This is a genomic window from Streptococcus sp. 1001283B150225_161107_H12, from assembly GCF_015552665.1.
Taxonomy (GTDB): Bacteria; Bacillota; Bacilli; order Lactobacillales; family Streptococcaceae; genus Streptococcus.
In genome coordinates this window covers 314,687-340,818 of sequence record NZ_JADNFC010000003.1, presented here as the reverse complement: position 1 = coordinate 340,818, position 26,132 = coordinate 314,687, and the positions used below count along the sequence as shown (strand labels likewise).

Annotated in this window: 23 protein-coding genes, 4 tRNA genes and 1 other annotated feature (1 of these 28 cut by a window edge); of the genes, 8 read left to right on the top strand and 19 right to left on the bottom strand. The window is 37.6% G+C overall.

Annotated features, from left to right (window positions below; genetic code table 11):
* Window positions 1-156: 156 nt before the first annotated feature.
* From I2C87_RS06665 to ychF, 12 genes are all read right to left on the bottom strand, one after another.
* Window positions 157-639, bottom strand: a complete 483-nt coding sequence (locus tag I2C87_RS06665; protein WP_154854227.1) for a sigma-70 family RNA polymerase sigma factor — start codon at window positions 637-639, stop codon at window positions 157-159.
* A 170-nt stretch (window positions 640-809) separates the two neighbouring features.
* A tRNA-Glu gene (locus tag I2C87_RS06660) sits at window positions 810-881 on the bottom strand.
* Between the two features lie 115 nt (window positions 882-996).
* Window positions 997-2,970, bottom strand: coding sequence for an ATP-dependent zinc metalloprotease FtsH (gene ftsH / locus I2C87_RS06655; RefSeq protein WP_006595315.1), 1,974 nt, complete (start codon window positions 2,968-2,970; stop codon window positions 997-999).
* Between the two features lie 10 nt (window positions 2,971-2,980).
* Window positions 2,981-3,523, bottom strand: coding sequence for a hypoxanthine phosphoribosyltransferase (gene hpt, locus I2C87_RS06650; RefSeq protein WP_048690450.1), 543 nt, complete (start codon window positions 3,521-3,523; stop codon window positions 2,981-2,983).
* 5 nt (window positions 3,524-3,528) lie between these two features.
* Complete coding sequence (gene tilS, locus I2C87_RS06645; protein WP_195324278.1) at window positions 3,529-4,803, bottom strand: tRNA lysidine(34) synthetase TilS; 1,275 nt, start codon at window positions 4,801-4,803, stop codon at window positions 3,529-3,531.
* On the bottom strand, window positions 4,803-6,086 hold the full coding sequence (locus I2C87_RS06640; protein WP_195324277.1) for a serine hydrolase: 1,284 nt from the start codon (window positions 6,084-6,086) through the stop codon (window positions 4,803-4,805). Before I2C87_RS06640 ends, tilS begins: the two co-directional genes overlap by 1 nt.
* Window positions 6,079-6,207 carry an SP_0009 family protein gene (locus I2C87_RS10135; RefSeq protein ID WP_260469288.1) on the bottom strand — a complete coding sequence of 43 codons (129 nt, stop codon included), beginning with the start codon at window positions 6,205-6,207 and terminating at the stop codon, window positions 6,079-6,081. The genes I2C87_RS06640 and I2C87_RS10135 overlap by 8 nt, the downstream gene beginning before the upstream one ends.
* The gene (locus tag I2C87_RS06635; RefSeq protein ID WP_023024832.1) at window positions 6,207-6,575 is read right to left on the bottom strand and encodes a septum formation initiator family protein; all 369 of its coding nucleotides are present in this window, start codon (window positions 6,573-6,575) and stop codon (window positions 6,207-6,209) included. Before I2C87_RS06635 ends, I2C87_RS10135 begins: the two co-directional genes overlap by 1 nt.
* Complete coding sequence (locus I2C87_RS06630; RefSeq protein ID WP_023024830.1) at window positions 6,568-6,834, bottom strand: RNA-binding S4 domain-containing protein; 267 nt, start codon at window positions 6,832-6,834, stop codon at window positions 6,568-6,570. The genes I2C87_RS06635 and I2C87_RS06630 overlap by 8 nt, the downstream gene beginning before the upstream one ends.
* A gap of 63 nt (window positions 6,835-6,897) precedes the next feature.
* Window positions 6,898-10,410, bottom strand: a complete 3,513-nt coding sequence (gene mfd, locus I2C87_RS06625; RefSeq protein ID WP_195324285.1) for a transcription-repair coupling factor — start codon at window positions 10,408-10,410, stop codon at window positions 6,898-6,900.
* Window positions 10,403-10,972, bottom strand: a complete 570-nt coding sequence (pth, locus tag I2C87_RS06620; protein WP_048690437.1) for an aminoacyl-tRNA hydrolase — start codon at window positions 10,970-10,972, stop codon at window positions 10,403-10,405. Before pth ends, mfd begins: the two co-directional genes overlap by 8 nt.
* 70 nt (window positions 10,973-11,042) lie before the next feature.
* Complete coding sequence (gene ychF, locus I2C87_RS06615) at window positions 11,043-12,158, bottom strand: redox-regulated ATPase YchF (RefSeq protein ID WP_195324276.1); 1,116 nt, start codon at window positions 12,156-12,158, stop codon at window positions 11,043-11,045.
* Between the two features lie 229 nt (window positions 12,159-12,387).
* Here ychF and I2C87_RS06610 point away from each other — a divergent pair, with 229 nt between their 5' ends.
* Window positions 12,388-12,807, top strand: coding sequence for a DUF1307 domain-containing protein (locus tag I2C87_RS06610; protein WP_229046260.1), 420 nt, complete (start codon window positions 12,388-12,390; stop codon window positions 12,805-12,807).
* Window positions 12,808-12,842: 35 nt separating this feature from the next.
* Here I2C87_RS06610 and I2C87_RS06605 read toward each other — a convergent pair whose 3' ends face one another.
* The 5 genes from I2C87_RS06605 to I2C87_RS06585 all read right to left on the bottom strand — a co-directional run bounded on the left by I2C87_RS06605 (window position 12,843) and on the right by I2C87_RS06585 (window position 18,020).
* Window positions 12,843-13,034, bottom strand: a complete 192-nt coding sequence (locus I2C87_RS06605) for a DUF951 domain-containing protein (RefSeq protein ID WP_006596995.1) — start codon at window positions 13,032-13,034, stop codon at window positions 12,843-12,845.
* A 63-nt stretch (window positions 13,035-13,097) separates the two neighbouring features.
* Entirely contained in the window at window positions 13,098-14,234 is a 1,137-nt protein-coding gene (gene dnaN / locus I2C87_RS06600; RefSeq protein ID WP_195324275.1) for a DNA polymerase III subunit beta, read from the bottom strand.
* A gap of 160 nt (window positions 14,235-14,394) precedes the next feature.
* Window positions 14,395-15,765: a chromosomal replication initiator protein DnaA gene (gene dnaA / locus I2C87_RS06595; protein ID WP_048715111.1), complete on the bottom strand. Its 1,371-nt coding sequence runs from the start codon at window positions 15,763-15,765 to the stop codon at window positions 14,395-14,397.
* 249 nt (window positions 15,766-16,014) lie between these two features.
* Window positions 16,015-16,776 carry a ParB/RepB/Spo0J family partition protein gene (locus I2C87_RS06590; RefSeq protein WP_195214272.1) on the bottom strand — a complete coding sequence of 254 codons (762 nt, stop codon included), beginning with the start codon at window positions 16,774-16,776 and terminating at the stop codon, window positions 16,015-16,017.
* A gap of 65 nt (window positions 16,777-16,841) precedes the next feature.
* Window positions 16,842-18,020 carry a S1C family serine protease gene (locus tag I2C87_RS06585; RefSeq protein WP_195324274.1) on the bottom strand — a complete coding sequence of 393 codons (1,179 nt, stop codon included), beginning with the start codon at window positions 18,018-18,020 and terminating at the stop codon, window positions 16,842-16,844.
* A gap of 201 nt (window positions 18,021-18,221) precedes the next feature.
* On the opposite strand from I2C87_RS06585, the gene rlmH reads away from it, so the two are divergent.
* The 7 genes from rlmH (at window position 18,222) to I2C87_RS06550 (ending at window position 21,472) form a co-directional block, all read left to right on the top strand.
* Entirely contained in the window at window positions 18,222-18,701 is a 480-nt protein-coding gene (rlmH, locus tag I2C87_RS06580; RefSeq protein ID WP_129269707.1) for a 23S rRNA (pseudouridine(1915)-N(3))-methyltransferase RlmH, read from the top strand.
* A gap of 44 nt (window positions 18,702-18,745) precedes the next feature.
* A tRNA-Arg gene (locus I2C87_RS06575) sits at window positions 18,746-18,819 on the top strand.
* Between the two features lie 242 nt (window positions 18,820-19,061).
* Window positions 19,062-19,193, top strand: coding sequence for a bacteriocin (locus I2C87_RS06570; RefSeq protein ID WP_195324273.1), 132 nt, complete (start codon window positions 19,062-19,064; stop codon window positions 19,191-19,193).
* Complete coding sequence (locus I2C87_RS10070; RefSeq protein ID WP_229046258.1) at window positions 19,193-20,518, top strand: sensor histidine kinase; 1,326 nt, start codon at window positions 19,193-19,195, stop codon at window positions 20,516-20,518. The genes I2C87_RS06570 and I2C87_RS10070 overlap by 1 nt, the downstream gene beginning before the upstream one ends.
* Entirely contained in the window at window positions 20,519-21,271 is a 753-nt protein-coding gene (locus I2C87_RS06560) for a response regulator transcription factor (RefSeq protein ID WP_154854253.1), read from the top strand.
* 47 nt (window positions 21,272-21,318) lie between these two features.
* Window positions 21,319-21,390: transfer RNA gene (locus I2C87_RS06555), tRNA-Glu, on the top strand.
* Between the two features lie 8 nt (window positions 21,391-21,398).
* A tRNA-Asn gene (locus tag I2C87_RS06550) sits at window positions 21,399-21,472 on the top strand.
* An 81-nt stretch (window positions 21,473-21,553) separates the two neighbouring features.
* Here I2C87_RS06550 and I2C87_RS06545 read toward each other — a convergent pair.
* Both I2C87_RS06545 and I2C87_RS06540 read right to left on the bottom strand, forming a co-directional pair.
* Window positions 21,554-24,142, bottom strand: coding sequence for a YfhO family protein (locus tag I2C87_RS06545; protein ID WP_229046255.1), 2,589 nt, complete (start codon window positions 24,140-24,142; stop codon window positions 21,554-21,556).
* 61 nt (window positions 24,143-24,203) lie between these two features.
* Window positions 24,204-25,826, bottom strand: coding sequence for an ATP-binding cassette domain-containing protein (locus I2C87_RS06540; RefSeq protein ID WP_061564539.1), 1,623 nt, complete (start codon window positions 25,824-25,826; stop codon window positions 24,204-24,206).
* Between the two features lie 143 nt (window positions 25,827-25,969).
* Window positions 25,970-26,132: a binding site (T-box leader), on the top strand (it continues 63 nt past the right edge of the window).

Sequence of the window (26,132 nt, the reverse complement as noted above, 5' to 3'; positions counted from 1 at the left end):
ACATTGGTTCGTCTTGTTCAGTTTTCAAAGGTCTTTGTCGCTCTCGCGCGACAACTATATTAGTATATCACGACCATATAGTCTTGTCAATATCTTTTTTCTATTTTTTTAAATTTTTATTTTTTTATGAAAAAGGATGCTTTTTTACATCCTTTTTCATAAATGATGATCCTTGAAATCTTTCAAGTATTCTTGGAGTCTTCTCCGCATTTTTGCTCGTCCAGAAAAACGTTGATTCATTAGAAGTTTATCATAGTCTTCTTTTTCTTGATTGGTTAGGTTTTCTCGGAATTCTTTTAGGGCTCCTCTTAACAGGACTAGTTCATCCAAAAAGAGTTCTTTTGATCGAAGTCTATGACTAATTTCTCCAATCTCTGTATATGGTACCTTATTTAATTTCCTTTTATCACTCTCTTGTTTTCTAACTTTATCTTTTATGTGATTGCGAAACTTTGTTTTGAAGTAGGTTAATAGAATTTCTTCATTCTCTTCTACTTCTGGATTACTTATTTGTAGCTCATATAAGACCAGCCTACCTTCTTGTTCCCAATCTGCGTGATCCCAAAGATGAATATAAAATTCCTTTTCACATTTCCATACAATCCATTTTACTTTTTCATATGATTTTTTAAAGTTCATTGGACCTCCTTTCTAACTTGTCTTCATTTTAAAGGAGGTTTTGATTTATTTGTGCTTATTTTCTATTTGGAATCTTTTTAACTCTAATCGGTCATTATTTTGATAAGAATGTCAGAATAATGGTTTTATCAAACAAAAAAAGTTGCTACGAATGTAACAACTTTTTGCAATAGTCCGTACGGGATTCGAACCCGTGTTACCGCCGTGAAAAGGCGGTGTCTTAACCCCTTGACCAACGGACCATTTTTACAACGTAATCTATTATATCAGTTCATTTTCATCTGTCAACACTTTTTTGAAAAAAAAGAGCCGAAATTTTCGGCTCCTTCTAAATGCTTTAGAAGACTATAAAGTTTATTACTTATTTTCTTCCATTTTAGATTTAATTTCTTCATAAGATAATGGTTTAGATTCTTTTTCTAATTCTAAATCAGTATCTTCTGGCATTTTACCTGTTTCATACAATGACTTAATTTGAACACTGTCCAAGGTTTCGTATTTCAACAAGGCTTCTGCAATCAACTTGTGTGTTTCACGATTGTTCTGGATGATTTCAGCTGCTTTATTGCGAGCTTCATTCAAGAGACTTCTTACTTCTTCATCAATTTCATATGCAGTTTGCTCTGAAATGAATTTTTGAGTCGTTTGAGCTCCAAACATAGCATGGTTGCCTTCGTATTGAACTGGACCAAGTTTTTCACTCATTCCATATTCCGTTACCATAGCACGCGCCATTTGGGTCGCTTGCTCAAAGTCATTGGAAGCCCCTGTGGTTTGAACGTTGAAGATAATTTCTTCTGCAACACGTCCGCCCATCAATCCAGCCAATTGTTCTTTCATATCTTCTTTAGAAAGAAGCATTTGGTCTTCTTTTGGAAGAGCAATCATATAACCACCAGCACGTCCACGTGGAACGATGGTCACCTTGTGAACAACACGAGCATTAGATAGGACTAATCCGACAATGGTATGCCCTGCCTCGTGGTAAGCAACCAATTCGCGTTCCTTTTGAGAAACTGTTCGGTCTTTCTTAGAAGGACCAGCAATCACACGGTCTTCTGCTTCATCAATATCAGATGCATCAATAACCTTCTTATTGCGACGGGCCGCTACCAGAGCTGCTTCGTTTAAGACATTTTCAAGATCCGCTCCAACAAATCCTGGTGTTTGTTGGGCAACTAGTTTCAAGTCGACATCTTTGGCTAATGGTTTGTTTTTAGCATGGACTCGCAAGATAGCTTCGCGTCCTTTTACATCTGGACGACCAACTAAAACCTTCCGGTCAAAACGACCTGGACGAAGGAGGGCTGGGTCTAAAACATCTGAACGGTTGGTGGCTGCAATCACGATGATGCCTTCGTTTCCTTCAAAACCATCCATCTCAATCAAGAGCTGGTTGAGGGTTTGTTCCCGTTCATCATTTCCCCCACCAAGGCCAACTCCCCGTTGACGTCCAACAGCATCGATCTCATCGATAAAGATAATGGCTGGAGCTGCTTTTTTAGCATCTTCAAATAGAGAACGAACCCGGCTTGCACCGACACCAACAAACATTTCAACGAAGTCAGAACCTGAAATACTAAAGAATGGTACGCCAGCTTCACCTGCAACTGCTTTAGCAAGTAATGTTTTACCAGTTCCCGGAGGGCCTTCAAGAAGAACACCTGCTGGGATACGGGCACCCAATTTTGTAAAGCGTTTTGGATCTTTTAAGAATTCAACCACTTCAACGAGTTCTTGTTTTTCTTCTTCAGCCCCTGCTACATCTGAAAAACGAACCTTGATATCTTCTTTATTGGTAGCACGCGCTTTGTTACGGCCAAAGTTCATAGCACCGCGGGCGCCACCGCCTCCTCCTTGATTCATCATAGAGAAGAAGAAGAACATCACGATGACAAATGGAACAATGGAAGTCAGAATGGTAATCCACATTCCACTTGAGCTTTCCCGTTTAATAGTGATGTCAGCCTTATGTTCGGATGCTAAGTTTTGTAGTTCTTGAACAGTCAAATCAGACGGTAAGATCACACTCGTGAAGCGAGTCACCTTACTTGGACTTGGAGTGAAAAATTGAACCCCTGTATCATCCTTGCTGGTTTTTGCTTTGTTATAGGTACCGGAAATTTCAATGACACTACCGTTTGGCTGATAGCTAATTTCCTTGACGTTGTCTGATTTAAGCTCTTTTACCAATTCTGTATAATTGATTTGCTGACTTTGTCCGATACTATTTCCAGCAAAGAAATACTGAAAACCTGTAACAGCAGCTACAATAATCAATAAGTACAGAAAAGGATTTCGAACAAAACCATTGTTTTTGTTATTTTTCATCTAGTTTCCTCTATTTTGAATACACTTCTTCTTTCAACACTCCGATATAAGGAAGGTTTCGATAGTTTTCATCGTAGTCTAAACCATAGCCCACAACAAACTCGTTTGGAATGGTAAAGCAAGTGTAATCTGCTTCAATCTCAACCAAGCGTCCTTCAGGTTTATCCAACAAGGTAGCAATTTTAACAGATGCTGGTTGACGTCCTTCAAACAATTCTTTCAAACTCTTAAGAGTTTTACCAGTATCAATGATATCTTCAACAAAGAGAATATCTCGACCCTTAATGTCTTGGTCCATATCTTTGATGATATTAATCACGCCTGAGCTTGATGTTCCACCATGATAGCTAGACACTAGCATAAAATCCAACTCAATATGCGTATCAATATGTTTGATCAATTCTGCCATAAATGGGACTGACCCTTTTAAAATCCCTACTAAAATTGGATTTTTCCCTTGGTAATCTTCTGTCAGTTTTTGACCAAGTTCACGTGCTGCAGTCACGATTTCATCGTGGGAAATGAGTATCTTTTTGATATCTTGTTCTAACATCTTTTTTACCTATCTATTTTCTGGATATAAATTGTATCCTTCATTATACCATTTTTTAATTCCTTACTCAAATCACTGATCGCAATTTCAGGAATAGCCAGTATTTGTTTATCTTGTTCTAAAACCACCAGATTGTTTCGTTGATTTAAAGGGATTTTTTGGTTAATCAACAATCTGCTAATTTTTCTATGGTGACCGTTCATCAGAATACGATCTCCCCTTTTACGGGGGCGAATAAAAACTGGGTGGTTGTTTGGAAGTGGGATTGCCTCCATATATGAATCGCTTGGTTCCACTCCAAATAAAAAGCGATAAGCACCTACTGTCTTTATGGTTCCAAATTGTAACAAATCTTCTGACATTCGGTCATCCGTCCTACGACTGATTTTCCGAATTTCAAAATAGTGATAGTCTTTGTAAAGTTCATAACCATTCTTTAGAACTTGTTGCGTATTGGACTTGGTCACTACTATTCTATGTAATTGTTCAAATTGTGCCCGACTCAATTGCAAATCTGGAAAACTAGCTAGATACTCTTCCAGCAAATAAATCTGAACAGCTGGTGATTGCTTTTGAAACTGTGTCACATCTTGTGGATTCAAATCTTTGGTCAACTCTTTTAAAGCCTGGTGCCAATGACTGAGATCTTCTCCTAAGTTGACTAAAGCACTCGTCACTTGAGGATTTTCTTTTTCTAACAGTGGGAGATAACGATGACGGATACGGTTACGGAAATAGTCCAAGGAGCGGTTGCTCTTATCCTCGAAATGAAAAATTTCTGGAAAATCCTTTTTTTTGAAATGTAAGAGGGGACGAATCAACACACCCTGTCCAAATGGTTGTTTTAAAGGAATACCTTTTAAATGCCGTGGACGACTCCCACGAATCAGACGCATTAAAATCGTTTCTGTCTGATCATCCATATGATGAGCGGTGACGAGAGCGCTACAAGCTTCTTCTTTCATAACTTTTTCAAAGAAATCATAGCGGAATTGTCTAGCTTGGCTTTCAGAAAAAGGACCAGAGAAATGGGCAACCTTCAGCGGTAGATGTTTTGCTTCAGCTAATGCTCGAATTCCTCTTTCTTCTTGGTCAGCTTCAATGCGTTGGTGATGATTGACATGAGCAAGTACGAGGTCGATTCCTAATTGGTGCCGATAATGGTAGAGCCAATCCAGTAAGGTCATGGAGTCCACTCCTCCTGATAAAGCCAAAAGGACTTTTTGATGAGATTCAAAAAGCCCCTCCTTTAGACAGAACTGAAAAAATTTTTCTTTCATTACTGTAAGACCTCATAAATATCTTTGGCAATTGCTGAGATAGTCTCGTAATCAGAGTGATCCGTAAAAATAGCTAAAATAAATGGTGATTCTGTATAAACAATGGCGACATCATGACGGAAATCATAGGCATCTCCAATCTTATGAGCGACCTTGACTGGGATATCTTTTGAAATTCGTTGATCATCAAAGCGAGTCTCTGACAGAGCATCAATGATTCCACCATTTTGTTGGTAGATAGCTTCCATGACATTTCCTGCCATTTTTGGAGATGCTATTCTAGTTTCTACATTCCACGTTTTTCCTGCAATCTTATTGGTCACCTTTTGAAATTCTTTGTCTGATTGGTGCGTTACATAATAGCCTAAAATGTTTTGCGCAACATTATCAGATTCTTTGGCCACTCGGTTAATCAAATCAGCGACGGTATAATCCTTATCATCCGGTGTTTTTGAAATACTTCCACTGCCTTCCGGTTCATAAGCTCCTGGATAATCATTGACTTCTTTTATATATTTTAAAGGAGTCTGCAAATCTACACGGTTTTCGTTTACCTCTTTTTGAGTATAGTACAAATACAAGAGCTTGGCTATACTAGCAGAATACATTTCCTGGTCTTCATGTATCCCAGCAGTCTTTCCAGTATCCACCTGCTTCACGTAAACTGCAATTCCGTCTTTGTTGTACTTCTGATTGAGAATCTCTTGGACTTTTTCCATCCGATTATCTGTAGCAGAAAGTTCATCTTTTGCAATCCATCCCTGGCCAGAAATTTCTAGGTAGGTCCCTTTTAAAGTTTTGGCAGTCTTGGTGATTTCAACCTTACTATAGGGAGTCAGACTTGTTTTTTTGCTTTTTGCGCCATTTACCAAGGGTTGATCATAAACTGTAAAAGAGGATGTCAGCCACATGGTCTTTTTTTCTTCTGTTAATTCCAAAATCGAATCTTCGTAAATTTGATCTTGATCAGCTACTACATACTGTTTATTCGATAATTTAAAAACAGATTTGCCTTGGTCATTCACAAACAATTGATCAACAGTAAAGGGAGTATCTGGCTTGATTTCCCCAGCTTTTTGACGCAATTCTGGATCCGAATAGGTCACGATTGGCTGATAAACATTCGGATTGGACGGTATGGAGACAAAGAAATGATCCTGAGTCCCTATTTGACTAGCGTAAGAAGAATCAGCAGTCAATGGAACTTGGACTTGGGATGAATCAGATAAGGGTTGGGTGACTAAGAAAGTAGGAAAAATCATCCAATAAACTAACTTATTCATCCTTGCTCCTTTCCTGAGTTTCTTCTTGCAATTTTAAGGCTTGATTTTTTTTAGCTAACTCTTCTAATTTTGTATCAGAATATTCTAGAAATTGTTGAACAGTTTTTACAATATTTTCCATTATTTCGGTAATAAATTAGGTATCGTATAAATATATTCGCCATCTTTAGAGAAGGAATATTTTGCGCGTGCATATTTTGCAGCGTATTCGTCATCCTTCAATTTCTCTACGATATCCTTTTGATATTCTTTTTCCTCAAGGGTTTGCTGATATTGTTCTTGCAATTGAACGTATTGTTGTTTGCGTTTTTGAAGCGTCTGGTAACTCTGAGCCAAATTATAAGTTGGGAGAATAAACAATAAAATTATTAAAATGAGAACCCAACCCATAAAACGGTTCTGTTTTTTTCGCTCCTCATTCTGGTATTTCTGACGCTGATGTTCGTCTTGAATATACCGATTATTCATTTGTACAATATTTTTAGGCATCTTCTTCTATCCTTGTTTCACGAATGATTTCATACATTTTAGACGCATCTTCTTTTTTAGTACTATCTAACATTTCCAACACTTTTACTGTCAATAGTTTATTTCCAAAGCGAACTTCGACTTCGTCATTCACCTTCAAGTCGGTTGAACTTTTCGCTAGGACCCCATTGACTTTTATCCGCCCCTTATCGGCTACTTCTTTAGCTACAGGGCGTCTTTTGATAATGCGGGAAACTTTTAAATATTTATCTAATCTCATCGTATCACCTCTAATGTATTATTGTACCATTTTTTTAGAAAGAGCCTAGTAAAATCTTTCTTCCTAGTCTTGATTTTCCAATTTTTCCTGCTTGATGGCCAGTAATTTCTCCCCAAATTGTCGCAAGCCTTCTAAAATTTCGAAGTCTTTTTTATTTCGCACATCAAAAATTAATTCAATCAATCCTTGGCTTTCTGCAATACGAGCTTTTAAATTAGTTGCTGATAAGGCAGCAAAATAATCTTGAGTCAATAAAAGTTGCTTGGTAATTGGCTCAAATTTCACCGTTAGTTGATTGTCTTTTCGATCAACCACTTTAACAAAGACCTGGTCCAGATAAGATTTGATAAACCCTATTTCTAGGAGATAGGCTACCACATCAGGATATTCTCCGAAACGATCAATCAATTCATCTTGCAGCAGTTCATAATCTTCTTGGACTTGAATTTCTCGAATACGTTTGTAAATTTCAATTTTTTGACGTTCATCGGAGATATAATCACTTGGAATGTAGGCATCAATTTGGAGATTGAGCTCCGCATTTCCTTTTTGGCGTTTTTTCTCTTTTCCTTGTTTCTTCTCAATAGCAGCTTCGAGTAACTGTGAATACATTTCAAATCCGACGGAATCGATAAAGCCAGATTGAGAAGCCCCTAAAATATTCCCGGCACCTCGAATAGACAAATCTCGCATAGCAATCTTAAAACCAGACCCCAATTCAGTGAATCCTTTAATGGCTTCAAGACGCTTTTCAGAAACTTCTGTCAAGGTTTTGTCCGGCCGGTACATCAAATAAGCATAGGCAATGCGATTGCTTCGTCCAACCCGTCCTCGCAATTGGTAAAGGGTAGACAAGCCCATATGGTCGGCATTTTCAATAAAGAGGGTATTGGCATTGGGGATATCCACCCCTGTTTCAATAATGGTGGTCGTAACTAAAATATCATACTCACCTTCAATGAAATCCATCAAGGTGTTTTCCAACCGTACCTCACTCATCTGTCCATGGACAAACCCAATAGAGGCTTCCGGTACCAATTCTTGTAACTCTGAAACTTTTTGCTCAATGGTATCTACCTTGTTGTAGAGATAATAAACCTGACCTCCCCGATCCATCTCCCGACGAATAGCATCTCGGATAATGGTTGGATTGGTTTCTAAGACATAGGTTTGAACAGGATAACGATTGGTCGGCGGGGTTTCAATAACGGACAAATCCCGAATCCCCAACATAGACATATGAAGGGTACGAGGAATGGGCGTTGCCGTTAAGGTTAAAACATCGACTTTTTTCTTTAACTCCTTGAGGGTTTCCTTGTGTTTGACACCGAACCGTTGCTCCTCATCAATCACGATAAGACCGAGATCCGCAAATTCCACATCCTTAGATAAAAGGCGGTGGGTACCAATCAGGATATCGACCTGGCCTTTTTTTAGTTTTTCCAAGGTTTCTTTTTGCTCAGCACGACTACGGAAACGACTCAAGACATCAACTTCTACTGGAAAGGCTTCGAAGCGTTCTTTGAAATTGGCATAATGCTGTTGAGCTAGGACCGTTGTCGGAACTAATACGGCCACTTGTTTATGGTCTTTGACAGCTTTAAAGGCCGCTCGCATAGCAACTTCTGTCTTCCCAAATCCCACGTCTCCGACCAAGAGACGATCCATAGGGCTTGAAGATTCCATATCCTTCTTGATTTCTTGGATAGAGCGAATCTGATCATCTGTTTCAACATAGGGAAAAGCCTGATCAAAAGCTTCTTGGTTCTCATCGTCTGGAGTAAAGGCAAAGCCTTGCAATTGGCTTCGCTCTGCATAAAGTTGAATCAGATCATCTGCAATATCCTCTACTTCCTGACGAACCTTTTGTTTGGCCTTTTGGAAGCGACCATCGTTGAGTTTGTTGATTTTAGGAGGTTTGCCATCACTCGCAACATACTTGGACAGCATTTGGATTTGATCCACAGGGATGGAAATCCGGTCTCCATTTTGATATTGGATGGAGACATAATCTCGGTGGACGCCAGAAATTTCAATGGTTTCTAGTCCTAAATACTGACCAATTCCATGAACCTGGTGAACAACGTAGTCTCCCTTTTCCAACTCATTGTAATTTTTTAACCGCTCAGCGTTGGAAATGGTTTGCCGACGGATCTTTCGTTTAACCTTTTTCTGGAAGATTTCTGTCTCTGTAATCAGGACAATCTTCTCATCCACAAAGTGGAAGCCACGCGCCAACCCACCAATAATCAACTGGCTCTGTCCTGGATGAAGCTGATCGGGTGCAAGATAATCCAGTTGGATCCCGTAGTCTCTCAAGTGCTCTTGTAACTGGTGGAGGCCTTGTTTACTCGTCACCTGAAGAATGACTGTGTAATCTTGTTTACGGAAACGGTCAATTTCATCTTTTAAAAGAGAGAACTGACTGAAGAATTCCTGCATGGGGTATTGGTTAAAAGAATAGAGGACATCAAATCGCAGATTTCCCAGGCCTTTTTGAAAATTTGAAAAATAAGAAGATGGTTTATAAGTGCGTAAGAGTGCGCTATTGTCCGCAAAATACTGGGCTTCAGCGAAAGAGCGACTCTTTTGTAGGTCCTCTGTCAAAAGGTTAGCAACTTCTACATCAAACCGCGCCTCCTGATCCATGATTTTATGGTAATCATCCAAAAAAAGAGGAGCATGTTTGGGGAGGTAATCAAAGAGAGTGTAGGTTTGCTGATAAAAAAGAGAGAGAAATTTTCGACTATCTGCATGGAGACGCTGGTGATGCGCTTCTGTGAGAATCTCAGTCAAATAGGATTTTAGCTCTGGATGAGGACTTTTTTGAATCAGATTTTCTAGATTCTTCTGTCCTCTTAAAAAATCATTTTTAGTTAGTAACATATCACTAACTGGATGAACTGTTACCGCATCTAGATTTTCTAGTGAACGTTGAGTCTCTGGAGAAAAAGTCCGAATGCCATCAATCTCATCTCCAAAAAATTCCAGGCGATAAGGGAAATCTTGACTGGCTTCAAAAAGATCTACAATATCCCCTCGAAGACTAAACTCTCCCTGTTGGCTTACCTGTGAAACCTTTTGATAGCCCATGGCCAGGAGGGTATCTTTCAACTCTGTCAGATTTTTTTCTTCTCCAACAGAGAAAGATTGAATCATAGAGCTGACAGTCTTTGGATTAGGTAAGAGCAAACGACTACCACTTACATTGGCAATGACGATCCCTTCTTTTTCTGGAGCTAAAAGAAAATCCAGAGCTTCCAGACGAGAAAAGACCCGTTCCTGGGAAGCAAAGACAAACTCTGCCAAAGGATTGTCATCTCCGAGGAAAAGATAGACCTTTTCTTCGCCTAATAATCCCAATAAATCACTTGCGAGCCGTTCTGCTTCATTTTGGGAAGAGGTCAAGACCAAGACCTTGTGTCCGTCTTCGACAACTGTCGCCATGGTAATAGCTTTTGTAGACGAAGACAGTCCTAGTAGAAGAGAGCGACTTCTTTTTTGCTGGTCTTGTTGCCATTTTCTGATATCTTTATTCTGTTGAAATAGATCAACCAGTGTCTTATATTTATCCATTGTATTGTTGCATTGTTTTTTCAAACTGCCCTTCTTTTAAATAAAAGCGAAGAGCTTCCTCTGATTTGTCGATAGCAAGGAGGATGGTGGCATAATCATCCTGATCGAATTTTCCTAAGACATGGTGGACTACTGACATGCCATGCTTGGGTCTCCCGATTCCAATCTTGATGCGATTAAAGGTCTGAGTGCCAATATGGTTGATGATCGACTTGATTCCGTTGTGGCCTCCAGCTGATCCTTTGGCCCGAAGGCGAATCTTGCCGACTTCCATATCCAAGTCGTCATAAATAACGACCAAATCTTCCACCTCTAAACCATAATAGGTCAAAAGCGCGTGTACGGCCTTGCCACTCTCATTCATAAAAGTGGTTGGCTTGACCAAAAAGACCTTTTCTCCATCTATAAAGGTGGAGGTCACATCTGCTTGAAAAATCTTATCATGTGAGAAGGTCAGGTTGAGAGACTTCGCCAGCTGATCCACTAACATAAAGCCTACATTGTGTTTAGTTTCCACATATTTATCTCCCGGATTTCCCAATCCGACGATTAATTTTGTCATTTACTTTCCCTTTCAAAAGCCAAAAGGGCTGGAATTTTTTTCCAACCTTTTGGTTATTTACTTGTTTTCTTTATACATTGAAGCGGAATTCCATGATGTCGCCATCTTGAACGACATATTCTTTTCCTTCTTCCCGCAAGCGTCCTGCTTCTTTTACAGCCTTTTCAGATCCATATTTGACCAAATCATCATAAGACATGGTCACAGCACGGATAAATCCTTTTTCAAAGTCTGAGTGGATAATTCCAGCTGCTTGAGGAGCTTTCATACCACGTTTGAAAGTCCAAGCGCGAACTTCTTTTTCACCAGCTGTGAAGTAAGTTCCAAGTCCAAGTAAATGGTAAGCTGCACGAGTCAATTTATCCACACCTGATTCTGTCAAACCAATAGCTTCAAGAAACTCTTTTTTATCTTCATCGTCTAATTCAGAAATTTCTTCTTCCGCACGCGCAGAAATCACCACTACCTCTGCATTTTCTGTTTCTGCAAATTCACGAATTTGCTTCACATAATCGATCGATTCTGGGTCTCCAACCACATCCTCATCCACATTCGCTACATACAGAACTGGTTTAGTGGTCAAGAGGAAGAGACCTTTGACAACTTTTTGTTCTTCGTCTGTGAATTCGATGGTACGAGCTGACTTCCCGTCTTCAAGCACTGGCTTAATCTTTTGGAGGACATTAAATTCTGCAACGGAATCCTTGTCCTTTTGCGTACGTGCCATCTTTTCCACACGCGCATAGCGTTTATTCACAGATTCTAAGTCAGCCAGAATCAATTCTAGGTTAATGGTATCAATATCTGCTAATGGATCGACAAAGGCATCTTCACGGCCTTGCTCCCGCATGACATTTTCATCATCAAAAGCACGTACCACATGGACAATAGCATCCACTTCACGGATGTTGGCCAAGAATTTATTACCGAGACCTTCTCCTTTTGACGCACCTTTTACAATCCCTGCAATATCTGTGAATTCAAAGGTTGTCGGCACTGTCTTCTTAGGAGTGATCATTTCCGTTAATTTTTGGAGACGTTCATCTGGAACTTCTACCATTCCAACGTTTGGATCAATGGTCGCAAAGGGATAGTTTGCAGCCTCTGCTCCTGCTTTTGTAATTGCGTTAAATAGGGTTGATTTACCAACGTTTGGCAAACCAACGATACCTGCTGTTAAAGCCATTTTTCTTCTTCTCCGTTCACATTTCAATCTCTTTTATTATAACATAATTCAAAGCACAAGATGATGAAAAAATGCTCTCCCTTAAAACTAACAGTCACCTGTCCAATTCCATAAGAATATGGTATAATCAAACCAATAATAATAAAGGAGTTTTCGTCATGAAAAAACTATCAATTAAATCGATCCTTCTGCCTCTTTTAGCTATCTTTACTCTCTTTCTTCTGGGAGCTTGTGGACAAAGTACAAAAAAAGGTTACCTTCAATTAACCAAGATAAGAAAACAGACATTCGTGTCATTGTTGAATATCAGGGGGATAAAATTCTAAGTACAGATTCTACAAGTGTTATCTATTACGAAGGTACAGGATTGCCAAAAGAACAATTAAAAAAAGTTATTGATGAATACGATAAAAAATTCAAAGATGTCAAAGGATTCTCACACTCTGCAGAATACAAGGATGACTATGTTATTGAGAAAACAAAGATCGATTATACCAAGGCAGATTTAAAAGAATTACAAGAAAATCAGTTAATTGCTGCACAAGAAAATCAAAATGTTGATTACATTGGCTACAAGACAACACTTAAAACCTTTAAATCTAATGGCTTCAAAGAAGTAAAAGATGGAAAATTTGAAGAATTAAAATAATACAAAAGGTTCAGTCACCTAGATGACTGAACCTTTTACAATACTTTTTTCATTTTTTGATCGAAATCATGACGGCTCATCATGACCATATGATCACAATTGCTACAACGAATTTTAATATCTGCCCCTACTCGCCGAATTTCCCAACGATTGGCTTTTTTCCCTGTTGCTTTGATGATACAAGCATGGGGTTTTTTCATTTCTACAAAATCACCGACCTGATACATGGATTTTCCTTTCATCAACATAGAAGACGAAAAGCTAGCCTGTTCAATGCTAGCTTTTGGCCCTTAATTGGTCCGAACTGGTGTAATTAATTGAATGAAGCGTTCAGATTCCTCTGCTGGTACCAATGTAAAGGGACGAACTGCAGAGATAAAGCGAATGACGACTTTTTCACTTTCAATGGCTTTCAAAGCGTCGATTAAATAAGTTGGATTAAAGCTGATGTTTAAATCATCTCCCGAAACTGCTTCTGTATCAATTTCTTCATTCACGCGCCCTACTTCAGGAGAATTGACGTGGGCAGAAACAACTCCACTAGCAATTTCTAATTTAACAGTACCGTTTTGAGTAGCATTAGACAACAGGCGGGCCCGTTCCATGGCTTGGCGAAGATGAGCAACTTTAAAGGTTACTTCCGAACTAAACTCTGTTGGAATCAAGCGATCCGTATCTGGATAGTTTCCTTCCAACAGACGTGTATAGAAACTGATATTGTCACTTCTAAATAAAATCTGGTTATTGGCAAAGAAGACTTCAACCTGTTCAATCTCATCTGAAAAGACAGACGTTAATTCGCGTAAAGAACGGCTTGGAATCACAACATCAAAGTTATCCCCATTTTTTTCAAGGGTAATATTTTTTTGACTCATTCGATGAGAATCCGTTGCCACCGTTTTTAATTCCTTGTGATCAGAAAGAACAAAATGAACTCCTGTCAAAATCGGACGACTTTCTTGGGTACTTGCTGCAAAAGCTGTCTCAAAAATGATTTTCTTCAAAGTTTGAATTGGGAGTGTTAGAGGGTTGCTGGCTGAAATTTCTTGAATGCGAGGATATTGTTCTGCATCTTTTCCTTTAAGAGTAATTTCTGATTTTCCACTAACTAATACAATTTGTTTTTGTTCGATTTCTTTCACATCTAAAACGACATCTGGTAGACTGGATACAACATTGATAAAGAAAGTTGCTTCTAAAAGAATAGCACCTGGTGTCGTTACTAGAAGGCCTGCATTTTCATCTTTAACAGAAATAAAGTATTCGATTGAGATTTGTCCATTTGATCCAATGAGAGTAATCCCTTCAGAAGTGACATCAATCTTAATAGTGGATAAGATTGGAATTGCATTTTTTGAACTAATGGCTCTTTTTGTCGTATTTAAAGCTTGTAGAAAATAAGCCTTGTTAATAGAAAAATTGATCATGAGATCTCCTTTTATTATTTTAGTATTAGTAAGTTAATAGTAATAGTAGAGTATGTGGAACATGTGGAAAACTCTTCTAAAGCCAGACAGGAATTGAAAAGTTCCTTGTTCACAACATGTGGAAAAAGAAGCAAGTTTTTCTAGGATTGTCCACATGGGATTACTTTAATTTTTTCTTGATGGTTTGAATCTCGAGTCTGAGATTGTCATCAATTTCGATCATCCCTTTGATTTTTTCATAAGCATGCATGACCGTTGTATGGTCTTTTCCTCCAAATTCACGACCGATACGAGGAAGACTATTGTCGGTCATCTCGCGGGCGAGGTACATAGCTACTTGTCGAGCTAGGACAATATTTTGAACCCGTCGAGAGCCTTTCATTTCATTGACACTGACATTGTAAAATTTTCCAACTTCCGTTTGAATCTTTTCAATAGGAATCACCGTAATTTGTAAGGCTTCATTCTTACGAGCTCGAATGGCTTCAGCTGCGACATCTATTGTAATATCTTTGATTTTTTTAACTCTTGCCACAAGAGAGATATCATTCAAAGCACCCTCTAAGTCTCGGACGTTAGAATCAAATTGACCTGCTAGGTATTCAAGTGTATCATCAGGGAAAGTAAAGTCCAGGTCTTCGATTTTATTTCTCAAAATAGCGATTCGAGTTTCAAAATCTGGTGGTGTAATATTTTGCGTCAAGCCCCACTTAAAGCGCGTGACTAGACGTTCTTCTAAGCTATCTAAATGATCAGGACTACGATCGCTGGTTAGGACAATCTGCTTATTATCCCCATAAAGAGCATTAAAGGTATTAAAGAACTCTTCTTGAGTTGTAACCTTTTTTCCTCCAAGCGATTGAATATCATCAATTAAGAGCAAATCCAAGTTTCGATAGGTTTTTTTAAAGGTATCCATATCATTGAGGCGAAGACGCTCTAAAAATTCATTGATAAAGGATTCTGCTGGGATGTATTTTACTCGAGCATTTGGGTAGTTTTCCATAATCTGATTCCCAATCGCGTTGAGCAAATGCGTTTTACCTAAACCGGGTCCTCCATAGATAAATAAAGGATTATAAGTGGTAGCAAGGTTTTCAGAAACTGCTAAAGCGGCAGCCAAAGCCCATTGATTTCCATCTCCACTTACAAAATTATCAAAGGTGTATTTCTTTCTTAATCCTGTTTGGATAGGAGGCAAATCTACTATCGGAGCATGGCTCACTGCATAGTCTCTATTCATTTCTGAAAGGGGAATAAACTCTTTTTCTTCTTCCTCTTCTTCAAGATTGAATTGATAGGAAATGGTTAATTCTACTGCATAAATTTCAAATCCAGCAGTCAAAATCACCTTTGTCATATTCTCTTCCCAGAATAATTTTTTTACTTCCGCATCTAAATAAATAACGGCTTCTTGTTGATCGACTTTGATGAGTCTTGAAGTAAGGACAAAATAGTCAAAGATTTCTTTTTTAAATGTCTTTTTACTTAATTCAATCACACGATTCCAGAATGTTTCTTCTCTTGACACTTATCGCCCTCCTATTCATTTTTACTTGCTATGTTTTTCTTATTTTATCATAAAAGGAGGGAGTTTTCCACAACTTGTTCTGAGGGAATAAAAAAGAGTTTTTTCCACAATATGTGAATAGTTATCCCCAATGTGTGTAGAAGTTTTCCACAAGTTGGGGAAAAGAGAAAAGAAAGTAGGAATATCAAGTAAGGAGGATTTTTGAAGAAGTGGATAAATCTGTTAATTGTTCTATAAAAAATAACAGCCTCATTTGAGACTGTTAATAATTCGTTGGTATTCATCAAGGTTGTTAAATGAAATATGAATACTACCTTTTTCTTGTTTTGTCAGACGGATTTCTACTTCTGTTCCTAGCATCTTTTTTAATCTGTTTTCTTCCTGTGCTAAAAATAGTTCTTTCTCTTTTTTACTTGGCCTTTTCTTTTTTTGACCAACCTTTTCTTCCAAACTACGAACGCTTAGTCCTTCTTTCAGGGTTCGTTCCAACCAATAGATTTGTAGATCTTCTTTTAAAGGAACTAAAATGCGGGCATGTCCTTGTGAAATTTGATCATTTTTGATGGCTTCTTTGACAGCTGGTGAGAGATGAAGCAAACGGACCATGTTGCTGATGTAAGGACGAGATTTTCCCATAAATTGTGCAATTTCTTCATGAGTAGCCCCTTTATCAATAAGATGCTGGTAGGATTCGGCCTCTTCAATTGGATTCAAATCTTCCCTTTGTAAATTTTCGATAATGGCTTGTTTGATCATGTCATCATCTGATAATTCTCTTATAATCGCAGGGATTTCTTTGAAACCAGCCATTTGAGCTGCTCGGTAGCGTCTTTCTCCAGCAAGTAGTTCATAACCAACAATCGGAGATTTTCGAACAATAATGGGCTGGATTAATCCATTTTCTTTGATTGAAGCTGCGAGTTCTTCTAATTTCTCTTGTACAAAGGTTTGACGAGGTTGAAAAGGATTGGTTCGTATTTGCCTTATGTCAATAATATCAATTTTTTCCATGATGTATATAGCATAACACACCTTTACAATTTCGTAAAGGTGTGTTGACACTGTTGTAAATTTACTTAATTTCCAAGACTTTCTGTAGATTTTGTCAGCTCAATGGTCGCTGTTTTTTGCTTACCATCTCTATAGAAAATAACTTTAATTTTATCACCAATTTGATGAGAATAGAGGGCAGATTGTAAATCCGCAGTTGATTCAATAGTTGTATCATCGATTTTTGTAATGATATCTAATCGACGCAAATATTTGGATGCCGGCATATCATTTTCGACTGAGCGGACAAGAACTCCACCTTTGAGTTTGCTTGGAATGTCTAATTGGCTAAGATCAGAAGAGGATAGGTTAGCCAGGTCCATCATGGTAATTCCAAGAGCTGGACGAATGACTTTACCATTTTTTTCTAAATGTTCAATAATATTTTGCACATCATTTATAGGAATAGCAAATCCCATTCCTTCAACCGCAGTTTGGCCATTTGAAGAGATTTTACTTGAGGTAATTCCGATGACTTGTCCCTGAATATTGATAAGGGGACCACCAGAATTCCCTGGGTTGATGGCAGCGTCCGTTTGCAACGCTTTTGTAGATACGTTTTGGCCATCTTCTGATTTGAGCTTCACAGTACGTCCGAGACTAGAAACAATCCCTTGGGTAACGGAATTGGCAAATTTTGTTCCTAAAGGACTACCAATAGCGATTGCGGTCTCTCCAACAGTCAACTTAGATGAATCTCCAAATTCAGCCACAGTCGTAACATTATCTGAACTGATTTTAACAACCGCAATATCTGAGAAAGTATCAGAACCGACAACTTCTCCGGAAACTTTATTTCCGTCTGCAAAGAGAATATCGACTTCTGTTGCTCCCATCAACACGTGAGCATTGGTTACTAGATAAGCGTCTTTACCATCTTTTTTATAGATAACTCCTGAACCTTCACTAGCCACTTCTGGATCAGAATCTGTTTCTCCATTGATGAAGCCTTTTTCAGAGGTTTCAGCATAGGTAATAACAGAAACAACAGCATTTTTAACCTTATCAACAGCTTCACTAGTTGATGTTGTATTCTTATAAGCACGATTAACTTTGGTAGATTTTATTTCTTGGCTAGAATTTGTAGAATTCCCCTTGGTAAACTGGAAAGAGGTCAAGGTCCCTAAGATTCCTCCAGTAAACCCAATGACAAGAACAAGTAAAAGTTGCAAAATTTTTTTTAGAAAATTTGATGGTTGTTTCATAGTTTTCTCCTATTGTTCCAATTATGGAAAAGTATAGACCTAGTTTCTTAATTATAACTTAAAATGGAAATTTTTTCCACAAGTTGTGGAAAACTGTGTATAAGTGTGAAAAACGTGAATATAGAGCCATTTTTTGAAAGATAGATGCTGGTCTATTTGTTGAAGACTTGTGTATAAGTTCATTTGTGTTAGAATATGAATATGAAAATTAAAATTGTAACAGTTGGAAAATTAAAAGAAAAGTATTTAAAAGATGGAATCGCCGAATATACGAAACGCTTGGGGCGGTTTACGAAGCTAGAATTGATAGAATTGCCGGATGAAAAAACTCCTGATCGAGCCAGTGATTTAGAAAACCAGCAAATCCTGGAAAAAGAAGGAAATCGTATACTAGCTAAAGTTGGAGATCGTGAGTATGTGATTGCCTTAGCGATTGAAGGGCAACAATTTCCATCTGAGAAGTTTAGTCAAACCTTAGAAGAGGTCACTGTACGAGGGTATTCTGAAATTACCTTCGTGATTGGAGGAAGTCTAGGTTTGTCCCCAGCAGTTAAAAAACGAGCGAATTTACTTATGAGTTTTGGAAAGTTAACCCTTCCCCATCAATTGATGAAGCTTGTTTTAATCGAACAAATCTACCGGGCATTTATGATTCAACAGGGAAGTCCTTACCATAAATGAATCTTGACGCTCCTCCTATTTTCTGATAGAATAAAAAGACATCTGGTCTCATAGCTCAGCTGGATAGAGCATTCGCCTTCTAAGCGAACGGTCGCAGGTTCGAATCCTGCTGGGATCAAAATAAAAAAACGTGATTTTTACAGAAATCACGTTTTTTTATTACTTAGTTTTTTAAAAAACTAGAGTTTTTCTAAACAGATGGGATAAAAAAATTGTAAAAACTAGATTTTTTGTTCCAAATAGCTGTAAAAATGAACCAAATAGCGGAAATGTTAAAAAAGCTTTTGATTTTGTAATAAAATTTGTGTATATTAAATTTAATAATTTAATAATCAAATAAATTATAAGGAGATTTTTTTTATGAAAAACAATCCATCAACAGTTTCTAAGGCATTTAAAGTTCTTACAGAAAAAGAATTGCAGCAAATCTGTGGAGGGGATAAACATTCAAAAATTATTATTAGAGATTTATTTAAAAAAGGTAAAAAATAATGTCCATGAATTATGTGTATTTTATTCTCATTGGATTACCCTTGATTTTATCTTATCCATTAATTGATAGACAATTAAAACATAAGCATTCAAAATTCTATTTAATTTTAATCATTTCTACTTTACTTTATGTGATATCTTATATTTTAGGATATTTTGAATTAGATTTCTTATACGCTTTCTTTATTTTATCTTATCCTCTATTTTTTTACGCGTACTATAGATTCTTCTGTAGATATGACCATTTTTTTGCAATTTTATATTCTCTGTTTATTTATCTAGCTTTTGAGACAACAGATACTTTTTTATCAGTAATTTTATCGTCTATAACTGGAGATTACATAGTAACTTATTATTCTATATTTTTTGTTACTCTTATTTCAGTTTTATCGATTGTTATTATTACGAGAATTATTGCCATTCTCGAAGTGAATCTTCTCTATTTTAAAGAGCGGGTTTTTAAGAAATTTGTCCAACAATTGATTGTTAGTTATCTTATTTTAACCTTAGTATTGAATGCTTCTCATTGGATAAGTGATATTGCTCATTTCAATAGTTTTGGTAGCATGGTAGCAACGATTTGCTTCTTGATATTTATCGGAACCATGGTTCAAATGAAGACGGTTCGAGATCGTTATGAAAAGAAAATGGAGTTGAAGCAAAAGAGGTTCGAACAGCGCCAAATGGAGCAGTATATGAATAAAATTCAAGGCCTCTATTTAGAATTAAAAGGTTTTCGTCATGATTTTGGCAATATTATCACTTCCTTAAATTTAGCGATTGAGGAAGAAAATATTGATGATATTAAACGAATTCAAAGAGATGTTCTTGAGGAATGCTACGGCCAACTCCAAAAAGAAGAATATACAGGATTTGACCTAGGAAATATTCGAGATTCTGCTTTGAGAAGTATCCTAAGTAGGGGATGGATCTATGCGGAGGAAATGGGTGTCAAACTAACCTTTGAAACAGAAGATATTATTGAAAAGGTTCCAATGAGATTGTTGGATCTCGTACGAACTGTTGGAATTTTAGTCAATAATGCTATTGAAGCTGCTAAAATGAGTCAAGAAAAAGAAGTTCAAATAGCGATTTTTAATATGCCGAATGGAGTGCATCTGATCATAAAGAACTCTATTTCTGATGAACCGATTAATTGGAATAAGCTTTATGAAAAAGGATTTTCAACTAAAGGGGATCGTAGAGGAATGGGCCTTGCGATTGTAAAAGAGCTTATTGGAGAATATGCTGCTATTTTTCTAGAGACAGAGTTGATCAATGGAAGATTTACGCAGAGCTTAGTTATTGGAGAGAAAGGAAGATAGATGAATATTGTATTGCTAGAGGACGAAATTTCTCAACAAGTTCGAGTAGAGAAACATGTGAAAGCTATCGCTGAGGAGGAAGGCCTACGATTAAATATTGTTTCCACCAGTAAAATAACTGAACTAAAGGAATATCTAACCAATGGTGATTTTCATCAGCTTTTCTTCCTTGACATTGATATCAAAGGGGATGAAAAAGCTGGTATCAAGGCAGCTCAAATGATTCGTGAGGTCAATCCTTTTGCGATCATTGCCTTTATCACGACGAAATCGGAATTTGCTACTATTACCTATCGTTACAAGGTATCAGCTCTTGAATTTATTGAAAAAACCTTGAATGAAAACTTGTTTAAGGAAAAAATTAGAGAATGTATTCTCTACTTGAAGAAGAATGTGATTGAAAATAAAAATATCATTGATTTCTTTGAGTATAGTTTCAAAAATATGGAAATTCGAGTGCCATATCGAGATATATTGTACATTGAAACAACTGGAGTTTCCCACAAATTGCGACTTGTTGGAAAGAATTTTCAAAAGGAATTTTTAGGGACTATCAAGGATATACTTGAAAAAGATGTGGACAATCATTTCTTCAGTCCTAATCAGTCTTATCTAGTGAATCAAAGAATGATTGTCAGTTTTGATCGTCGCAAGAGACTCTTGATGTTAGAAGAGGAGACAACTTGCCCTGTTTCTCGTACACAGGTGAAAAGGGTCGAAGAATTATTAAATAAAATACAGAAAAAGGCTTGACAATTTTTGAATCGATGGTATAATGGGATATGTTCTGTTAATGACATGGTCCGTTGGTCAAGGGGTTAAGACACCGCCTTTTCACGGCGGTAACACGGGTTCGAATCCCGTACGGACTATATCTCATTCCGCCATAGCTCAGTTGGTAGTAGCGCATGACTGTTAATCATGATGTCGTAGGTTCGAGTCCTACTGGCGGAGCTAAACTAGCATCCTAAGGGATGCTTTTTTTGTATAAAATAAGAGCCCCTTCAAACTGATGGGGCTCTTTATGATGCGAATTTACTGATTTTTTGAGGATTGAGATTTCTTTCGAATAGCATTGTAGCAAGCGAAGGAAAGAATTCCGAGTAGGAAAGCGATGGTTCCTTCTTTTAACCCATGTGGAATGAACTGTAGAACAACCTGTCCTTTTCCTTTAGGGACATCAACAGTCATAAATCCTTTTTGAGCCCTTTGAATAGGGACAGGTTGATTATTGATCGTCGCTGTCCACCCTTTATCATAAGGAAGGGTGAAAAAGAGACTTGTATGGTGGTCTGCTGTAAAATCTGCAGTGACGGTATTTCCTTTGGTTTGCACATGAACTTCTTGTTGGTGCAACCTTTCAAAGGCTTCCTGGTAGGCTTGAAGGTTCAAAGCAAAAAATTCTGGAGTTTGGAAGGTTACGGTAGAATTTTCAGGGAAGGCAATTCGAACCTTAACAGTTTCTCCTGCTGTAAAGTGACCAATGGTGAAGAATGGAAAGACATTGTCTGTTGTATAGCGGTTGACTTGGCCATTCGTAATGATTTCAACATCTGTATAATCTTCATTTTCAAATTCTAAAGAAGGAAGGTTCACGTAAAGTTGACTATCGTTTTGAATGTAGAGCTCATATTCGATACTGGCATAGGTCAGAAAACTATCTGCTTCAACTTTAGCTTTCTGAGGACCTTGAGAAGGATCATCTGCACCAGTTTTCAGTGGATGTAATCGCTGATAGTAAGTCAACGATTGACCCGTTAGATGATTGAGAAAGTTCTTTTGGTTATCCAAGGTTAGATTAGAAAATTGGATATCATTGTAGGGACTTGCGGTTAAAAATGCTAGTGAAAGAGCTTTTTCATTTTGATACAAGGTCTGATTTCCTTGCGTTTCCAATTTATGAAAAGCAAACTTTTGAGGATTCCTATCTGAAATATTGTATTTGATCCCGAACAGACTGTCCATTAGTAAAGTATTGTTTTGATAGCGCAAGTTCAAGTTGGTTCCATCTGATTTAAAACCGAGTTTATCTAGTGTCGAACTGGTATCTGTATTTCTGACAGATGAAAACTGGGAGATCCCTCTAAAATTGTATTTCATGCTGTCATTACCTGTTTGAGGTTGGAGAATCTCTGTTCGGTAAAATTCTTGATCATCCTGTAAACTTGATGTCAATTTATCAATTGATGGAATCTTTCCTTGGTAAGAAGAACGAGCTGCAAATACCCATTCATTTGCAATCCCATCGATCTGATAATAGCTGTTTATACTAATTTCAAACAAACAGAAGAAAAGAATAACAGCAGAAAAAATGGGATGAGAAAGTTTACGAACTGTAAAGGCAAGTGTCACAGTAAAGAATACAAGAAGGAATTCTAGTGTCAAGACAAAATGACTGCTTGTCAAGAAAGGATAGTGCTTGCGATAGAGAAAGGTGAGGATAAATCCAATACTAAGCAAACTAACAGCTAGGCAGAGTCGTTGCCAATTGATTTCTTTTATCCGATTGAGGACCTCTGCTGCCATGAACAAAATAGTCAATGAAAAGAGCCAGGCATAACGGTGAAGAAACATATTAGGAGCATGCATTCCCTGCCAGAATAAATCCAAAGCTTGTAAATAGAAACTTGCAATAAGAATGACTAATAAGGTCAAATATGCTAGTTTCACGTGAAACCGAATCGATTTGACAAAGAAAAATAGAAAGGCAAGTAAGAATGGAAATAGACCAACATAGATCATAGGGATAGCCCCATATTTTGTTGTATCAAAGCTACCAATCAAATTCTTTGCAAAAACGTCTAAGTACCAACTATTTTCTGTAAAGGTTCTTGTAATCTTGGTAAAGTTTTCTCCATGAGTTCGTAAATCCAATATGGTGGGGTAAATCATGATCAAGCTAGTGACCCCTGCTAAAATTGACACAATTGTAAAGTCAAAGAAAGAAGATATTCTTTTTTTAAAGTCCCAGGAAATCTGCGTGAAATACCATAATGTCAAGAAGATAGCCATCATAAATCCAAAATAATAATTTTGGATGAAGAGGATAGTCAAGCTTGTAAAGTAGAGAACCCGCTTCTTTTGAGTCATCAAACGGTGTAAACCTAACAGAATAAGAGGAGCCAAAATGAAGACATCGAGCCAGGTTTTGATTTCAATCTGACTGACGGAGAAACTCATTAACGCAAACAAAGTTGACAGCGAAAGAACCAAGAATGTTTGCAGTTGAGGATAGATTCCCTTAATGGAATAATAAGTTGACAACCCAATCAATCCTATTTTTATCAGTGTAAAGAGATAGACGGAATCAACCATGGATAAACTGTCAAAGAAGAAGACAAAGGGAGATAGAAAACTTCCTAAGTAATAGCTGGAAAGAGCGTAGAAATTTAACCCGAGCCCACTTGTAAAGCTGTAAAGGAAGCTGTCGGTTCCGTGTAAAATATTTCGTAAAGTAACGTCGAAAATAACGTATTGATGAAAGCCATCACCTAATAAAGGAGAAGTTTCACTCCCCCAATAAATGCCCTGACTGAGGTAGACGAAAAATAAGATTGTAAAGGGAAGTAAAAAAGCTGTAAAGTAAACAATGATGGGGTGTGATAGATATTTTTTAAATTTCATATAGTCTATTGAAAGACCCTGAAACAAAGGTTCCAGGGTTTTTGATCATTTGGAGTGATTCTTAGTCTTTCCAAAGTTCTTTAACTTTTGCTTGAACTTCTTGGTTTTCTAAGAATTCATCATAGGTTTCATCAATCCGGTCAATGACACCATTTTTTGAAAGAACAATGATATGGTTGGCAAGAGTTTGAATAAACTCATGGTCGTGACTGGCAAAGATGATCGATTCTTTGAAGTTTTTCAATCCATCGTTCAAGCTTGAAATTGATTCCAAGTCCAAGTGATTTGTAGGATCGTCAAGTACAAGAACGTTTGACTTCAAAAGCATGAGTTTTGAAAGCATCACGCGCACCTTTTCTCCCCCTGACAAGACGTTGACAGGCTTGTTAACCTCATCTCCAGAGAAGAGCATGCGTCCGAGGAATCCACGAAGGAAGGTATTGTCATCTTCTTCTTTACTTGCGAATTGACGCAACCAGTCAAGAATTGACTCGCCACCTGCAAAGTCAGCTGAATTGTCTTTTGGTAAGTAAGAGCGGCTAGTTGTAACTCCCCACTTGACAGTTCCTTCATATTCGATTTCACCCATAATGGCGCGGATCAAGGCAGTTGTTTGGATATCGTTTTGACCGATAAGAGCCGTCTTGTCACCTGGACGTAAGATGAAGCTGATGTTGTCAAGAATAGTTTCACCGTCAATCTTTACAGATAAGTTCTCTACTGTCAACAGATCATTTCCAATTTCTCGCTCCGCTTTAAAGCTGATAAATGGGTATTTTCGGCTAGATGGGACAATTTCTTCTAACTGAATCTTGTCAAGCATCTTTTTACGCGACGTTGCCTGTTTTGATTTTGACGCATTGGCAGAGAAACGAGCCACAAATTCTTGTAATTGTTTGATTTTTTCTTCTGCTTTAGCATTACGGTCTGCTAACAACTTGGCAGCCAGTTCAGATGATTCTTTCCAGAAATCATAGTTACCAACATAGAGTTTGATTTTTCCAAAGTCTAGGTCGGCCATGTGGGTACATACTTTATTCAAGAAGTGACGGTCGTGGGATACAACGATAACGGTATTCTCAAAATCAATCAAGAAATCTTCTAACCAGGTAATGGATTGAATATCTAGACCGTTGGTCGGCTCGTCCAAAAGAAGGACGTCTGGTTTACCAAAGAGAGCTTTGGCTAGGAGGACTTTCACTTTATCTCCATTTGTTAGTTCACTCATATTTTGGTAGTGGAGCTCTTCTGGAATATTCAGATTTTGGAGGAGTTGTGAAGCTTCACTTTCTGCTTCCCAACCACCTAGTTCAGCGAATTCTCCTTCAAGTTCTGCTGCGCGGACACCGTCTTCATCTGAAAAATCTTCCTTCATATAGATAGCATCTTTTTCCTTCATGATGCTATAAAGTTTTTCATTTCCCATGATAACGACATCAATGGCACGCTCATCTTCGTAGTCAAAGTGATTTTGACGAAGAACAGAAAGACGTTCGTCTGGTCCAAGAGAAATATGACCAGTTGTCGGTTCAATATCCCCAGCTAAGATTTTTAAAAAGGTTGATTTTCCAGCACCATTGGCCCCAATCAAACCATAGGTATTTCCTTCTGTAAATTTGATGTTGACATCATCAAAAAGTTTACGATCACTAAAACGTAGTGAGACGTCTGTAACTGTTAGCACGTATAGTTCTCCTCTTTTTCTGTCTATATAAGCCTATTTTACTAGAAAACGCTTGATTTTTCAATGAATACCCTTATGCACTGGAGGAAGTCATTTAGTCTGTAGAAAAGGGTGAAGAACTTGACTTTCCTTTGATGTCATTATATAATGAAAAGCAATCAGAAGAGTAATTTGTATTCGTTTTTTAGAGAGCTTATGGTCGCTGAAAATAAGCAACGAAACAGAATGAAATGGACTGATGTTCAAATAGAATCTTAACCAATAGAGATTCGGCTAGCAGGCCTTATGTGCAGCTCATTTGTGATG